This is a genomic window from Commensalibacter communis (genome assembly GCF_947179015.1).
GTDB lineage: Bacteria > Pseudomonadota > Alphaproteobacteria > Acetobacterales > Acetobacteraceae > Commensalibacter > Commensalibacter communis.
Map to the genome: position 1 here is coordinate 224,705 of NZ_CAMXCM010000002.1, position 15,868 is coordinate 240,572.

Below are 15,868 nucleotides of genomic sequence, written 5' to 3' on the forward strand. Positions count from 1 at the left end.
GAACGACCTTTTTTACAGGTCGTTTTTTTATGCCTAAAATCTCTTAAAAATTACAAGATACTTAAACCAAAGACGCAATAACTGCGTCTTTTTTTGTGTCTTAACATGTTATCTCAAAAGGAAAATACAAATGACAGACGAAAAAAACGATAAAAAACCAGCAAAAGTTACTGCTAGAGCACCAAAAGACAAAGAGTTTCCAAAACTAAAAACATTATCTTACAAAGAAATGTATAATTTAGTCGGTAAATTTCTTCAAAAGGCCATCCCGATTAAAGGGGCTAAGTTAAAAATTGTAAAAGGGTTAGTGAACAGAGTTTCCCCTCCTAAACCACCTTATGTCGTTTTGCAGGTGATTGATGAAAATCAATTATCCAGCACAGAAACCCGTTATACCGATAAATATAAAATTCTATGGGCTAGGTCAGAGGTAACTATCAATATGACTTTTGTTGGAAATGGAAATATTGCTGCTCTGCAAATGGCCAAAGCCTTTACCGTCAGGTTTAATGATGCATGGGCAACCGAACAGTTTGAACAATATAGCGATATTTTATTTCCCCTCTATTGTGACGATGTGAAAATCGAGAAATTTTCGATTAATGCCGAAGATCAATATGATGATTCTTGCTCTGTGGTCAGTTATTTTGAACATCACCCAGAATTTGGTGTTTGTACTGACAGCGCCAAAGAAATCGTGATGGATATCATGAATGCGGATAGCGATACAGAAAATTAAGTTTAGTAAAGGATTCAAATATGAATGCTATACCCGAATGGCAAAGGAAATTTCAAAAGTCTTTACCTCAAGATGACGTAGAAGCATGGGATAAGAGATATAAAAAACCATCATTTCAAGAGTTATTTAAAAAACCTGCGTTTCAGGATAATTTTAAAGAGTTAGCACGGTCTGATTTTGATAGGGAAAAGGCTGGTGTGATAGGTGCGGCAGTTAGATTTGCAAAAGACACTATAAACGATGATAATGTAAGATTATCTTATCAACAAAATGTAGAGAGAGTGCTCAAAGAAGTTACAAAAATGGTCGAAGACGGTAAAATTACCTCTGAAGAAGGGGCTGCTTGGTGTAGTTATATGAGAAATGAGATCATGGAATTGCATAGAGAATACACTTCTAAATATGGTTTAGCAAAAGCAACGAAAACTAAATCGAAGGGGAGACCTCTTGACTATTTTTTCCAAAAATATTCACGGGAGAAATTTGAGAAAGATTTTGTTAATCTGTCAGATAGCCAAAAAGATGAAGTTTTTGAGGAGGTGAGAAAAGCTTCGGCTCGACCTCATGCACCCACTACGCTTAAAGTTAAACGTTTACAATTATTGGGCAGAGTAATGCTTGTTGCATCAGCAATGCTGGCTGCATATGATATTTATACTGCAGAGAATAAGTTAAAAGAGGCTTTGAAACAAGGCATTGGAATTGGTGCGGGTATTGCTGGTGGAGCATATGCGGGATTAATGGTAGATCCATTATGTGGACCTGTAGCTGAAGTATGCGCTTTGGTTACGGTGACTGTTGGTGCTTTCGTTGGAGGAGTTTACGGTTATCTTACAGCCCAGATGTTGGATGACGAGCTAGAGGAATTAACAAAATGGATAAACCCTTAACCTATATTGATTTAAAAAAAGATTTGTATAAGGTGTTATTAGGTTTTTTTCTCAATAGAGAAATTAACTATTCATATATTGTTTCTGTTGCACAAAATACCCCTACTACATGTGTAGAGCGAATGTTGTTTGAAGAGGTTGCACCAGTATATTACTTGTACTTTCGTAATATGTTATCATCAGCTTGGGTAGATTGGGATAAAGAAATATTGTGGAAAAATATTCGAGAATATCAAGAAAAATATAATGAAAAATTTTCTTTTTATAAAATGAGGCATAAATATCTGGTTTTTTATTTCAGAAAAAAATATCAATCCCAATGGATAGAGTTAAAAAAACAACTTGAAGCATTAAAATATTATAGAAAAGCAAAAAATATGGAGGGTATGGTTTTAACAGATATTGATTTATGTGAAGCCTTGTCAGATATGTTTATAGATAGTGAAACTAATTTTATTTATATTGCGCCTGTTGCAAATCGTTTTCCCATTGAACATGTTAAAAAAGTTTATTTTGAATGGGTTGCGCCTGTTTGTTACCCCAATCTTTGTTCACCTATACCGTCTATATGGATGGGATTTGATAGAGATGAATTATGGAAAGACATCCAAGAATATAAAGCTAAAAATAGCAATTTAGACTCTTTTGGAAAAAAAATGCATAAATTGTCTCTTTTTCATTTAAGAAATACGCATATTGTTAAGTATCAATGGAAAGAGTTAGAAAAATATATGAATACATATAAAAATAATAATGCCTAATCTAAAATGCTAGATCGAAACTGACCAATTTGTCCGCGATGTCTTAACCAATGATCGGCGAGGGTACATGCCATCATGGCCTCACCGACTGGCACGGCACGAATACCAACGCAAGGATCATGTCTTCCTTTGGTAATTACGTCTGTGGCGTTGCCTTCTGAATCAATAGAAGGTTGAGGAATTAAGATAGAGCTGGTTGGTTTCACCGCAAAGCGTACATTAATTGGTTGCCCTGTTGAAATCCCACCTAAAATCCCTCCAGCATGATTGGATGAAAAAGATAGCTTGCCATCATTCAGATAAATCGGATCAGCGTTTTCTTCACCACGTAAAGTCGCAGCATTAAAGCCTTCACCAATCTCAACCCCTTTAACTGCATTAATGCTCATCATTGCTTGGGCAAGATCAGAATCTAATTTGCCATAAATAGGCGCACCCAACCCAGCAGGAACCCCTTCGGCGATAATTTCAATCACAGCCCCAATCGAAGAGCCATCTTTGCGAATAGAGGTTAAATAATCTTGCCATTGAGGAACCATCTCCGCATCAGGGCAAAAGAACTCGTTATTTTTTACTTCATCCCAAGACCAACGATCACGATTAACTTTCAAATCACCAATTTGAACCAAAGCCCCACGGATTTTTATTTGATCTCCAAGAATTAACCGAGCAATTGCCCCAGCTGCCACACGCATTGCTGTTTCACGAGCAGAGGAACGCCCACCACCACGATAATCACGAATGCCATATTTCAAATCATAGGCAATATCGGCATGTCCAGGACGATAAGATTGGGCAATATTAGAGTAATCTTTGGAACGTTGATTGGTATTTTCAATCAATAAAGAAATCGGTGTTCCTGTTGTTTTTCCTTCAAAAACACCCGATAAAATCTTGACTTGGTCAGGCTCATTCCGAGTGGTCGTGAACTTAGATTGCCCAGGTCTGCGTAAATCCAACCAAGGTTGGATCATTTTCTCGGTCAAAGGGATTTGTGGGGGGCATCCATCCACAACACACCCAATCGCAGGCCCGTGGCTTTCGCCCCATGTCGTTACACGAAATAATGTTCCAAAACTATTGCACGACATGGCTCTATGCTCACTCTTTCTAGTAGTAAATTAAATTAATCTTCTGATGCCAACGCAATATCAGGCGCTGTGGGGTTTTTCATGCCCACCATATGATATCCACAATCAACATGATGAATCTCCCCTGTAACACCACGGGAAAGATCAGAAAGGAAGTAAACGCCTGCACCACCAACTTCATCAATCGTTACATTGCGTTGTAATGGTGAGTTCAATTGATTCCATTTCAAAATATAACGGAAATCACCAATGCCACTGGCAGCAAGTGTCTTAATCGGGCCGGCAGAGATTGCATTCACCCGGATATTATCAACACCCAAATCCGCAGCCATATATTGTACAGAGCTTTCCAAAGCAGCTTTGGCAATACCCATGACATTGTAATGGGGCATCACACGTTCTGCACCCAGATAGGTAAGGGTCAATAATGAACCGCCATCTTTCATCAGTTTAGAAGCTTCTTTGGCTACTGCGGTGAAAGAGAAACAAGAGATATCTAATGCGGTTAAAAAAGCTTCTCGGGGGGTATCTATATAACGACCGCGCAAATATTGTTTGTCTGCCCAACCAATCGCATGTACGACAAAGTCTAATTTGCCCCATTTTTCTTCTATATTTTTAAATGTGTTTTCAATATCTTTATCGTCACTGACATCACATTCGATCAGATAATCAGAACCTAGGCTGGCAGCCAAAGGTCGGACTCTTTTTTCTAGGGCTTCACCTTGATATGCAAAAGCAAGCTCTGCGCCTTGTAAAGCACAAGCCCGTGCAATTCCCCAGGCGATAGAATGATTATTGGCCATTCCCATAATCAATCCACGTTTACCCTGCATTAACTCCCCTTCTAATGGAAGTACAGCGTTTTCATTTGACATGACAATTCCCTAGCTTTTAGCTAACTTGATAAATGTATATATTCGCAGTTATTATAGTTAAAAAAGAGAAAAAACCGCAATTAATTTTTAATACCTGATTTATAATAGAAAGAAAAGAGGGCTCTTTTTCTTTCTATTTATTGTTTTGTAGAAGTGATATGTAAAAGATAATGATTTACCAAATCGAATAATACTAGGGCGTAAACGAATAGGCTGGTTCTTTTTAATCTTGTTTGAACTATTATAAAATATGAATACGTTTTAAATGGCGATTAACATTACCCTCTACCTTGGCTCTACCGTGCAAGACAGCATTATTGTCTATTAACATATAATCGCCAGTAGACCATTTATGTCGATACATATATGTTGGTTTATAGAGATTTTTTGTTATTTGGGACAAAAAATTATCTTTGTTAATGTTTATAGTATTTGGGGTACAAATATCACATTGAACGGGATTAACTTCTAAATTATCTTCGTTGTTTATTTCAATATATCGAATGATATCCTCTTGTTTATGGGGGTGTTTTTCTACTAATTTAACATTAACAGTTCCACCGTAATGTGCTTTTTTTTCGGTTATGTAGGTCAGATTAATTTTTTTCCATTCTTCGATTATTTTCTTGTCTGTATCATGAATAATTTTCGTTGTATCGACAAACAATGTTTCTCCACCGTTTCCATCATTCGAAGATGAGATGCATTGAAATGCATTTATTCTTGGGGTTTCTTTTGTAAAGGCACCATCCCAATGTAACTCAACACGACCTTTGGAGAATATGTGATTTTTTGGATCCTGTTCCATACGGACATTTAGCAGTGGGCCAAATTCCCACTGCATCAAAGATCCTAGCGATTTACAGAAATTGATGTATTTCGTATCCTCCATTGGTTCAAAATTTTTCAAAACTAGAATTTTATATTTATCAAGTAACTGTATTAACGTCTTTGTATCAATGTTACATAAATCTTCTAATTCATTATTTGTCACGATAGCACCAAATGGTTGTATTTCGTTGATTTCAAACATATTGATTATCTTTCGTTGAACTAAGCATGTGTATCTTTGAAATGGCTTGGACGACCATTTTCAAAGACCAGTAGAGCATTCTTTGATTCAGCTATATGACGAGGTACAAGTGTATAACCGTTCGCGTTATGTATTACGACGGAATGCCAAGGCGTTCTCCAGACATTATCAGCTTCCAATAAATAAATACCAATTTTTTCCGAAACTTTGGGCTGTGGGTGAATGCTCAAACGGATTGATTTTTCGAATTTTTGAGCCAACAGACGCGTCCAAGCATTGGAGCGTTGAATAACACGATAGGCATTGACTCGAGCCATGTTTAGTATTTGTGTTTTCGAGTATCCTTCAAACTCTTCTAACCCTGAAAAATCTTCGACTAAAAAGCGACATATACCTTTGTACATTTCTGCTGCTGGTTTTTCAGTTTTGCATCGCTCTTTGAGATCACGTAAAGGCTCACCAAATTCAATCATTAATTCTTCACGCAGAATGTCGTAATTAGATATTCCTGTATAAAAATCATCAAGATCAAAAAAATCAAATGTTTCTGGGTAATTTGAAGCGATACGATTTATCAAATCATATTTATATTCTGTGACATGTTTATCTGGTATATTTACGACTTCAGCAAATACGCGCCCATCAGAGCAGATTGTTAGTTTAGCTCCAGGTGAGTATATTTTTTGAATATTTCTACATAAACGTTCTAGTCTTTCTAATGCCAGTTCCTCACCTTTGTCAGGATATATGTCTAATGTTTTCTTGCGATTAGGAGACTTTGCAGGAAATGCTGGCAAAATCATATGAATTGGTTTTTGTTCACGTATAAAGTTATTTATCTTTTCGATGTGATGTGAGGTTTCAGCTGATTCATCAACTGATATGCTGGCCTCATCTGGTAGCAATCGTCTTCGTTCGAATATGAGTTCTAATATCTTCTCAGCAACATTGGGGAATTCATTGATTAATGCTTTGGTTGCATTTGCTGGCATTGTTAAATCCTAACAAAAGATTTACATTTTATTGTGTTGTCAAGAAAGTAAGTATCGTTGATCTGTGGTCTTAAAAAACTTCTCATTTAAACTTACTAATGCTTGATTAAATGTATTTCTTTTTTTCTAATGTTTGAATAAATTGTATGACTTTCGTAACTTTTAATAATTTATTATTAAGAACGTTACAGACATGTATCATATCTTATTAATTACGATATTTCAATAGAAATAAAAACGAAATAATTAACATTCGTGTGATATTATAAGGATATATCGTTAATATAATATTTCTGATATAAAACTAAAAATCGATTGATTATTTTTGTTCTTGTAACGTTATATAATAGAGTGCTAAAAAATATGGTAAAGAGAAGTTACAGTTACGTTATCTTTGATCTAGATGGAACATTGGTTAATACTGCGCCTGATATAGCGTTATGTGTAAATGAGTTACTTCGAAAGAGGCTTATCCCTACGCTTAATGACGAGACAGTTAGTCAATTTATTGGGGGAGGCACAGAACTGTTTATTAAAAATCTTTATTCTTTTTTATCAATACAACTTACGGATTCTCAGTTGGCGGATGAGGTAGACCAGTTCTTTCAATTATATATGAAAACACCTGTTCAAAAGTCAAATTTATACGATACGAATACCTATTCTGTCATGAAGACACTTACAGAGAAAGGAATCAAAATTGGTATTTGTACTAATAAAATAGAAGTACTTACCATAGATGTGTTAAAATATTTTAATTTATTTGATTTGTGCTCTACTGTCGTTTGTGGCGATACACTGTCTGTAAAAAAACCCAATCCTTTGCCGTTGTTGACGGCGATGGAACAAATAAATGCAAATAGCAATAATACTCTGTATGTGGGCGATACAAGAATCGATTTAGAATGTTGCCAATCAGCAAGTGTCGATTTTGTAGCTGTTCAATGGGGAATGGACAAAGAATTGTTGGCGTTACCTGTTCGGTTTTTGAAAGAAATAGAAGAGTTATTGGCTATTGTTTGTTAATTGTTCACTACTTACATTCTTCATCTCCTTAATATTTTGCAGCAGAATCAATGTTGGTAGAAAATAGTCAATATAAAAATTTCAGCATTTTAATAATAGTAATTTAACGACCTGTCTGTTCAAATAACAACATATAGAAATGGATGGTAACGCTTGGCAATTTAGGTCATATATAGAGAAGTAACGCAATAATAATGTATGGTTGTAATGTCCGTTGCTATTTAGATTGCAAATAAGTAAAAGCAACAAAATTATTGGATATTTCTAGCAGATACTGGTAATCTATAAAGGCTTATATGAGGAATATGGTAACATCGTCGTTCCTTGGATTGGAATATCTTTTAAATTTTGTATATGCAGTCCTCATCATCGATTTTTTTTAAGGAGTATCTTAATTATGCTTAACGTCAAAAAAATTCTTGTGCCTCTTCAAGGAACACCTTTAACGGATGCAACACTAGCAACTGCTTATTTGTTATCTCAAAATTATGATGCGCATTTAGCTGTTTTACATATTCGTCCCGATAAAAAAGATGTTATTCCTTTGACAGGTGAAGGGCTTTCTGGAACGATGATTGAAGAAGTCATGAGTATCGCAGAACATGAAGGAACAAAGCGATTAAAATATGTTCGTCAAAGTTTCGACGCTTTTGTTGACGAAAATAATATCAAACTTGTCAATTGGGGAACAAACCAAGTCGCAGAAACAGGAAAAACAGCCAGTTTCACTCCGCTAACAGGTAGAGAAAATGAAGTAGCAACTTACTGGTCTCGTTTATCAGATATTACCGTGGTAACTCATCCTAATTCTGGTGGACACATTTCATCTTCTGAAATGCTACACGCATTATTATTTGAAAGCGGGCGTCCTATTTTAATTGCGCCCAAAGAAAAACCTGTAAGTGTTGGAAAGCGCGTTTGTATTGCGTGGAATGGCAGTGCAGAATCCGCCGCAGCCTTACATGCAGCCCTAAGATGGATGGACACCACTGAAAAAGTCGCTATTTTGTATAGTGATGACTTTGCAGAGAGAGGCGGTAATATCCAAGATATCGAAAACTACATAAAATTTTATGGTATTGATGTAGAGCTTTGTAAAATCAAAGGTGATAGAAGTACAGGTGAGAGTATGATTGCAGCATGTAATGACTTTAATGCTGATTTACTATGTATGGGTGCCTATTCTCATCCTCGTTGGAAGCAAATTATTTTAGGCGGGGTAACAAGTTATATGCTAGAGAATTCAAGTTTGCCAGTGCTGATGAATCGTTAGTCTCTGGTGTAATCAAGACTATATTATTGTGATTTTTATAGTGAAAGGTCTATTCTACCTTTCACTATTTTTTTTTGTAGTATATGAATACTCATTAATTTATTTGTATATTGTACAGATAAGAGTATATAGTAATATTAAATAATTATTTTATCAGAATCGATTAAGGACATCATATTGTGATTTCTACGGATCAAAATACACAGAAGGAAACTCTGTTTGCACTTACAGCAAATCGTTTTGCTGATGGACGTGTTGTATGGCTTACGGCGCAAGGATATTGGAGCCTTCTACTGGAGGAAGCTCAAATATTTTCTTCTAAAGGTGATGTGGAAACGGCTCAACAGCATGCACAAAAAGATGTTTTGTCACAACATATTCTTGATCCTTATGCGGTTGAATTAAATTCCAATTTAATTCCTCAGACTACACGTGAAAAAGTAAGGGCTTTTGGTCCCAGCACGCACCCAGAATTTAATCCTAGATCTGTACAAGAAACAATGCCCAATGAATAATACTCTTAATAATCCTAATCCTTCTTTGGCCGTTGGTCGGTATAATTACGATGCTATTGACCATCAGTTTTTAAAAGAACGTATCAATCAGTTCCGATCTCAAATTGAACGCCGAATAAGCGGTGAATTGTCTGAAGATGAATTTAAGCCATTGCGGTTGATGAATGGTGTTTACTTGCAGCTTCATTCTTATATGTTGCGTGTGGCTATTCCTTATGGGATTTTGTCTTCTACGATGTTGCGAGGGTTGGCTTATGTCTCGCAATATTATGATCGTGGATATGGTCATTTTACAACCCGTCAGAATATTCAATTCCATTGGATAAAACTGGAGGAAGTGCCAGATATTTTAACGCATTTAGCATCCGTTGAAATGCATGCGTTGCAAACGAGTGGCAATTGTATTCGTAATATAACCAGTGATGAATTTGCAGGGCTAGCAGCGGATGAAATCCTTGACCCTCGTATTTACGCAGAGATTATGCGTCAATGGTCAACGTTACACCCTGAATTTACATTTCTACCGCGCAAGTTTAAAATTGCCATCAGTGGTTCATCGACTGATCGTGTGGCGGCGTGCTTTTATGACATTGGTATTTTGACACGATTAAATGAAGAGCAAAAACCCGTTTTTGAAGTTTGGGTTGGTGGCGGCTTGGGGCGTATTCCATATAAAGGAAAGGTCATTCGTGATGATTTGCCCCCAGAGCATTTGTTGGCGTATATAGAAGCAATTATTCGTGTTTATAATCTTCATGGATTGCGAAATAATTTATACAAAGCTCGTATTAAGATCCTAGTCGAAAATCTTGGAATTGAAGCGTATCGTGAGCAAGTGGAAAAAGAATTTGCAACGATGGATTTGGATCAATATCGTTTATCCGATGAACTCGTTGCCCAAATAGAAGGCAGTTTTGGTCGTCCTGTCTTAGAAAATCATCCTGGTGCTGCTGAAGTTTTAGCCAAACATCGCCAACAAGATAAAGAATTTGACCGTTGGGTTAAAAACAACACTCATCCTCATTTTCATGAGGATTATATTGCAGCAGTGGTTGCACTTAAAGAGGTTGGACAAACGCCTGGGGATGCTTCAACTGAACAAATGCACGCATTAGCAGATTTGGCGGATGAATATGCCTTTGGTGAAGTTCGAGTAACGCATTTACAAAATGTGGTACTGGGACATGTGCAAAAAGATAAGCTCTATGCGTTATGGCAAGGACTAAAAAAACATCGTTTAGCTACGGCGAATTTAGGGTTAATTACGGATATTGTTTGTTGTCCTGGTATGGATTATTGCTCGCTTGCAAATGCCCGTTCCATTCCTGTGGCAAAGCAAATTGCAGCATTGTTTGAAGACGCTGAATTACAAGAGAAAATTGGTCCTATCAATATTGGGGTTGATGGTTGTATTAATTCGTGCGCGCATCATCATATTATGAATATTGGTGTGCTTGGGGTTGATAAAAAAGGGGAAGAATTCTATCAAATTAAACTTGGTGGATCTTCTTACAAAGAAGGTGCGGCGATTGGCTCTATTCTTGGTGCCGCGGTAAAGGCAGATGAGGCTGTGAAAGCAGTTGAAAAATTGATCTATTTCTATTTAGAACAACGTCAAGAAAACGAACATTTTATTGATACTTACCGCCGTCTTGGCACAGCACCGTTTAAGGAGATTGTTTATGCCACTGCTTAAAAATGGAGAAATCATGCCTGATTCTTGGACGGTGCTAGAAGGGGACATCCCATCCCCTTTGCCTCAAGGGTCAATTATCGTTCCTTTTGGATATTTATCTGAAATTGACATCAATACAATTACTCAACCGTTAGGCGTATCATTTCCTTGCGATCAAGATATTGATGTGCTCAAACCTTATGTCGATCGGCTGGAATTAATTGTGCTTCATTTCCCAGCATTCAAAGATGGCAGAGCTTTTTCACAGGCACGAAAAATTCGAGAACAATTAAAATTTACAGGTGAATTAAGAGCAACAGGTCATATCTTATCAGATCAATATCAGTTCTTGATCCGTGTAGGGTTTACAACAGTTTCTTTGCCAGAAACAGCGAATATTAAAAGTTGGCAACAAGCAATGAATGATTTTACAGAGGCCTATCAGCCATCTGTTCTTGGTGAAAAAAGACTTTCTGGCCTTCGTTGGAAAGTTTAATATGATTTAAAAGCGATATAGAAAAAACTATATCGTTTTTTTTTGTTTTATGTTTTGAAAGAAAATAAAGTATATTGTTATCCTCTAAACATTACTAAAAATTCAAGAGGTTCTTTATGGTTGCACATAATTCTTGTTCAAAGAGAGAAGAAATAAATGCAGAATGGATCTCTAATCAAGCATATAAAATGATTAAAGATTTATATAGACATAGAAGAACTTACAACTTTGCATTACACTTTTTATAATATAGCCATGAAGACTGGTTTTGAAGTTGGTCAAATCAAACGTATTTATTATAAAGAATAGAAAATTATTCCTGCTTATCTGTGGGAAAGGTTAAAGTTTGAACATAGAAGACTGGTTGAAATAGCCTTAGAAAATATGAAGCATAAAGAAATGCTGATGAGACAAAAAATTAATGATGTGGATAACTTTGAAGTATAATAAAGTAAGTTAGCTTACAATCTATTTTTGGAAGCTATATAGAATGTCATGAATACCACTTTATATATAGTAATTTAAATTAATGATTTTTGGTTTTTTTAAAAAGAATTTTGTTCAAAATTGTATTGTTGGCGTATTACGTGCTTATTTAAAACTGGCGTTAAAAACGACACGTTGGCAGTTGGATATTGATGCAGAAGCTTATCCTTTATTGACTTGTCGGTATGGAGAACCAGCATTAGTCGTTTTATGGCATGAATATTTGACGTTGGGTTCTCGGTTATGGTGGTGGGGATTATCACAAAATCCAGAGTTACAATTTTATGTGTTAATTAGTCGTAACCGTGAGGGGCGCTTGATCTCTCAACTTATCCATCCGTGGCAAATTCAGACCGTGCAAGGCTCATCGAATAAAAGAGGACAGGATAAAGGTGGAGCCGCGGCTTTCCGTGAGTTATTGAAATTGACCAGGATGGGGCATGTGATTGCTATTACGCCAGACGGACCAAGAGGGCCAAGGCGTCAGTGTCACGAAGGTATTTTAAAGCTAGCTTTATTATCCAAGCGGAAAATTGTTCCTATGGGGGCATCTTGTCGTTCATTTCGATTAAATACATGGGACAAGCTCCTTATTCCTTTGCCGTTTGGTAAAGGGAAAATTATATGTGGCAAGCCCATGATGGTCACTCGGGATAATTATGATAGGATTGCCTTAGAAATCACTTCTGTTTTAAATGAGATTAGCAGCAAAGCGCAAAGATAATGTCATTCCACTCTCAACGCTCAATTGTAATATTGACTGCTTGGAAAGTTATAGCAACAATGTTACAGCCCTTGTTAAAACCCTATTTATGGTACCGTTGCAAAAAGGGCAAAGAGATTAAAGAGCGTTTATCTGAGCGTATGGGCGTTGTATCGTTGCCTCGTAAATCAGGCGGTATTATCCATTTTCATGCTGCCAGTGTCGGGGAAGTGATTTCAATTTTTCCGATTATTACTGAATTATATAAAATTGAACCTCGGCAAAAATTTTTGGTTACGACGGGGACGGTTACTTCGTCGCAAATTGTGCAGCAATATTTTTCAAATGATCCAGAATTATCAAAGCATGTTCAGCATCAATTCATTCCTTTGGATGTGCCGAAATGGGTTGAACGGTTTGTATCATTTTGGCAGCCATCATTAAGTATTATTGTTGAAAGTGAGCTTTGGCCCAATCTTATAGATGCTTTCAACAAACATCAGGTGCCGATTGCATTAATCAATGCACGTTTATCAGATCGCTCTTTTACAACATGGCATCGTTTTCAAAGAACAGCATTTGCCTTACTATCAAAGTTTGATTGGATTGCTGCACGTTCTTTACAGGATCAATATAATTTTGAAAAATTGGGAGTAAAAGCAACTTATTTGGGGGATATTAAGCAAATTGCGCCTAAGCTTGCTTTTGATATGCAAGAGTTAAACTGTCTTCGAGAATTATTCAAAAATAAACCGATTTGGTTAGCAGCCTCTACACATGCTACGGAAGAAATCGTTATTGCTAAGGCGCATGAAGCACTTAAAACCAAATGGCCAGAACTCATCACAATCATTGTGCCGCGTCATCCGGAACGCAGTAAAGAGATTATAGAGCAAATTGGACAGATGCCTCAACGAAGTTTAAATCAGCTGCCAGATGAGAAAGGATTATGGTTGTGCGATACATTAGGAGAGTTGGGATTATTTTATCGACTTTGTGATATTGTGTTTATTGGCAATAGTCTGGACAGCACCTCTAAAGGTGGAGGGCATAACCCATTTGAACCTGCGAAATTACATTGTGCAATGGCTTCTGGAAATCAAATACATAATTTCAAGGAGGCTTATAGGTTGTTAGAAGAAGTGGTGACAATTACACCAAATGTTGAATCTTTAGTTACTTGGGTTGATGAGATGTTACGTGATCCGCAGAAACGAGACAAATATGCACAAAACGCATTGCACATTATGGATCAACAAAGCCAGCTTGCATACGATATTGCCTCTCATTTATATTCTTTAAAAGCATAATTGTAATGAAAGCACCTTCTTTTTGGCAAATGAATCCTCCGACTTTCATGGCGAAGGCATTAACGCCTTGTTCATGGATAACCCAATGGATTACAGCGCAGCGTTTATCAAAACCAAAATGGAAAGCCTCTGTCCCTGTGATTTGTTGTGGAAATTTGACCGTTGGTGGCACTGGAAAAACAACCGTCGCTTTGGAATTAGGAAAATATTTTCAACAATATTATAATATTGCGTTTTTGACGCGAGGCTACAAACGTAAAAATAAAACAACACATCCCGTGTTAGTCGATCAAGCCCTCCATACAGTAGAAGATGTCGGCGATGAGGCATTATTACTGGCACGGCTTGCCCCAACATGGGTGGCGGCTAATCGTGCGGAATCAGCACAAGCAGCGATCCAACAGGGTGCTGAATTATTAATTATGGATGATGGATTTCAAAATCCGACTTTATATCAAGACATGCCATTATTAGTCATTGACGGAGCCACTGGGTTGGGAAATCACAAAACTTTGCCTGCAGGACCTTTACGAGAATCTTTATCTCAGGGCTTATCCCGTGCTAAAGTTTGTATTTTGATCGGTAAAGATCAAACCAATATTCGCGAAATTGTGCCCAAAGACTTACCGCTTTTCCAAGCTTTTCTGGAAATGGACCCGTCTATTCAGACATATTCTGGAAAGTCTGTTATTGCTTTTGCAGGGATCGGTCGTCCAGATAAATTTTTTGATGCGTTACAGGATAATAACTTGCATCTTGTGGAAAAGAAATCTTTCCCAGACCATCATTTTTATAGTGCTGCTGAATTAGAGCAATTAGTAAGATTAAAACATCAACATCAGATCCCTTTGGTGACGACACCAAAAGATTATGTGCGACTACCGTCTTCATTTCAAGCCCATGTTATTCCTTTGGGGGTTCATTTGAAATGGCAGGATCAACAGGCTTTGGGACAATTACAGAGGATCTTGGACGCCATGTTTGTCCAGGGCGCATAGGGATAAATTGATTAACGGACAATAAATGATCCCTTAACACACCATATAATGTATGTACTGGCTCATAGGCTTCTTCGCTGCTTAGCTGAAATGTTCCCCAATGAATACCAAGGGCTTGTTTTGCGCCACAATCCAAGAAAATATTCACCGCTTCTTCTGGATCATTATGATGGCTTTTTAATATAGCACGCGGTGCATAGGCACCAATATTAATAACAGCAACATCTAAAGAGGGAAATCGTTCTTTGATCTGTTTAAAGATCGTTCCATCACCATAGCTGGTATCGCCTGTAAAATAGGCATTATATTGGGGTGATGAGACAATGAACCCACCCCATAACGCATGGTTGCGGTCATAAATCCCACGTGCAGACCAATGATAGGCTGGCCAAAGTGTGATTTTCAATTGATGATTTAAAAATAGTTCTTCAAACCAATCCATTGTGTGAATGGTCATTTTATTTGAAATATGTTTTTTTAAGACGATATCGTTGCCCAGTGGAGTAAAGAAAACAGGATGATATTTTTTATAGAGGCGACGTAATGTACGGATATCCATATGGTCGTAATGATTATGGGTAATCAATACCGCATCAATGGGCGGAAGGTGTGAAAAAGGAACGCCAGGTGGATTGACACGTTTTTTTCCAATGAAAAATACAGGCCCTATTCTGGGCGACCAAACGGGATCGACGAGAATATTATATCCTTCAATCTGCAATAAAATACTGGCATGACCTATCATGGTCACTTTTAATTCCTTTTCCCTTTCCCTAGGATGGGCTTGAACAACTTGCGGGGTCAATCCTGTCCACGCATTGGTCATCATATGAAAATACCATTTAATGCCATCAAAGCTGTTTAAATATTTAATTTTCTCAGCTGTTGTCAGGTTATTAAAACTATTTCCATTAAAATGGTCAGTGATGGGGCCTGTATAATATTTTTGCTTCACAATATTTCCTCTATAGCCCCTTGCGCTTTTTTTATAAACATTCATAC

Annotated in this window: 15 protein-coding genes and 1 pseudogene; 11 read left to right on the forward strand and 5 right to left on the reverse strand. The window is 37.0% G+C overall.

The features are described 5' to 3' along the window. Positions 1 to 130: 130 nt before the first annotated feature. From PQG54_RS05820 to PQG54_RS05830, 3 genes are read left to right on the forward strand one after another with little or no spacing between them, the layout of a single operon-like run. The gene (locus PQG54_RS05820; RefSeq protein WP_271789716.1) at positions 131 to 739 is read left to right on the forward strand and encodes a phage neck terminator protein; all 609 of its coding nucleotides are present in this window, start codon (positions 131 to 133) and stop codon (positions 737 to 739) included. A gap of 20 nt (positions 740 to 759) precedes the next feature. Continuing rightward, on the forward strand, positions 760 to 1,629 hold the full coding sequence (locus PQG54_RS05825) for a hypothetical protein (RefSeq protein ID WP_271789715.1): 870 nt from the start codon (positions 760 to 762) through the stop codon (positions 1,627 to 1,629). Further along, a complete protein-coding gene (locus PQG54_RS05830) occupies positions 1,614 to 2,390 on the forward strand; it encodes a DUF7079 family protein (RefSeq protein WP_271789714.1) in 777 nt (258 codons plus the stop codon). The genes PQG54_RS05825 and PQG54_RS05830 overlap by 16 nt, the downstream gene beginning before the upstream one ends. On the opposite strand, the gene aroC is transcribed toward PQG54_RS05830, so the two are convergent. From aroC to PQG54_RS05850, 4 genes are all read right to left on the reverse strand, one after another. Next, positions 2,387 to 3,481, reverse strand: coding sequence for a chorismate synthase (gene aroC / locus PQG54_RS05835; protein ID WP_271789713.1), 1,095 nt, complete (start codon positions 3,479 to 3,481; stop codon positions 2,387 to 2,389). The genes PQG54_RS05830 and aroC overlap by 4 nt on opposite strands. A 35-nt stretch (positions 3,482 to 3,516) precedes the next feature. Continuing rightward, a complete protein-coding gene (gene fabI / locus PQG54_RS05840; protein ID WP_271789712.1) occupies positions 3,517 to 4,359 on the reverse strand; it encodes an enoyl-ACP reductase FabI in 843 nt (280 codons plus the stop codon). 241 nt (positions 4,360 to 4,600) lie between these two features. Continuing rightward, positions 4,601 to 5,392, reverse strand: a complete 792-nt coding sequence (locus PQG54_RS05845) for a TauD/TfdA family dioxygenase (protein ID WP_271789711.1) — start codon at positions 5,390 to 5,392, stop codon at positions 4,601 to 4,603. A 20-nt stretch (positions 5,393 to 5,412) separates the two neighbouring features. Then, positions 5,413 to 6,384: an isocyanide synthase family protein gene (locus tag PQG54_RS05850; RefSeq protein WP_271789710.1), complete on the reverse strand. Its 972-nt coding sequence runs from the start codon at positions 6,382 to 6,384 to the stop codon at positions 5,413 to 5,415. A gap of 363 nt (positions 6,385 to 6,747) precedes the next feature. Here PQG54_RS05850 and PQG54_RS05855 point away from each other — a divergent pair. The 8 genes and pseudogenes from PQG54_RS05855 to lpxK all read left to right on the forward strand — a co-directional run. Then, positions 6,748 to 7,332: pseudogene (locus PQG54_RS05855) on the forward strand (HAD family hydrolase); the annotation flags it as partial. 475 nt (positions 7,333 to 7,807) lie between these two features. After that, complete coding sequence (locus tag PQG54_RS05860; protein WP_271789708.1) at positions 7,808 to 8,683, forward strand: universal stress protein; 876 nt, start codon at positions 7,808 to 7,810, stop codon at positions 8,681 to 8,683. Positions 8,684 to 8,862: 179 nt separating this feature from the next. Then, positions 8,863 to 9,198 carry a DUF2849 domain-containing protein gene (locus PQG54_RS05865; protein WP_271789707.1) on the forward strand — a complete coding sequence of 112 codons (336 nt, stop codon included), beginning with the start codon at positions 8,863 to 8,865 and terminating at the stop codon, positions 9,196 to 9,198. Continuing rightward, a complete protein-coding gene (locus tag PQG54_RS05870) occupies positions 9,191 to 10,894 on the forward strand; it encodes a nitrite/sulfite reductase (RefSeq protein ID WP_271789706.1) in 1,704 nt (567 codons plus the stop codon). Before PQG54_RS05865 ends, PQG54_RS05870 begins: the two co-directional genes overlap by 8 nt. Further along, positions 10,881 to 11,369, forward strand: a complete 489-nt coding sequence (locus PQG54_RS05875; protein WP_271789705.1) for a DUF934 domain-containing protein — start codon at positions 10,881 to 10,883, stop codon at positions 11,367 to 11,369. The genes PQG54_RS05870 and PQG54_RS05875 overlap by 14 nt, the downstream gene beginning before the upstream one ends. A 529-nt stretch (positions 11,370 to 11,898) precedes the next feature. Next, complete coding sequence (locus PQG54_RS05880; protein WP_271789704.1) at positions 11,899 to 12,579, forward strand: lysophospholipid acyltransferase family protein; 681 nt, start codon at positions 11,899 to 11,901, stop codon at positions 12,577 to 12,579. Beyond that, a complete protein-coding gene (locus PQG54_RS05885; RefSeq protein WP_271789703.1) occupies positions 12,579 to 13,868 on the forward strand; it encodes a 3-deoxy-D-manno-octulosonic acid transferase in 1,290 nt (429 codons plus the stop codon). The genes PQG54_RS05880 and PQG54_RS05885 overlap by 1 nt, the downstream gene beginning before the upstream one ends. 5 nt (positions 13,869 to 13,873) lie before the next feature. Further along, positions 13,874 to 14,866: a tetraacyldisaccharide 4'-kinase gene (gene lpxK / locus PQG54_RS05890; RefSeq protein ID WP_271789702.1), complete on the forward strand. Its 993-nt coding sequence runs from the start codon at positions 13,874 to 13,876 to the stop codon at positions 14,864 to 14,866. On the opposite strand, the gene PQG54_RS05895 is transcribed toward lpxK, so the two are convergent. Beyond that, positions 14,772 to 15,821 carry an MBL fold metallo-hydrolase gene (locus PQG54_RS05895; RefSeq protein WP_271789701.1) on the reverse strand — a complete coding sequence of 350 codons (1,050 nt, stop codon included), beginning with the start codon at positions 15,819 to 15,821 and terminating at the stop codon, positions 14,772 to 14,774. The genes lpxK and PQG54_RS05895 overlap by 95 nt on opposite strands. Positions 15,822 to 15,868 lie beyond the last annotated feature (47 nt).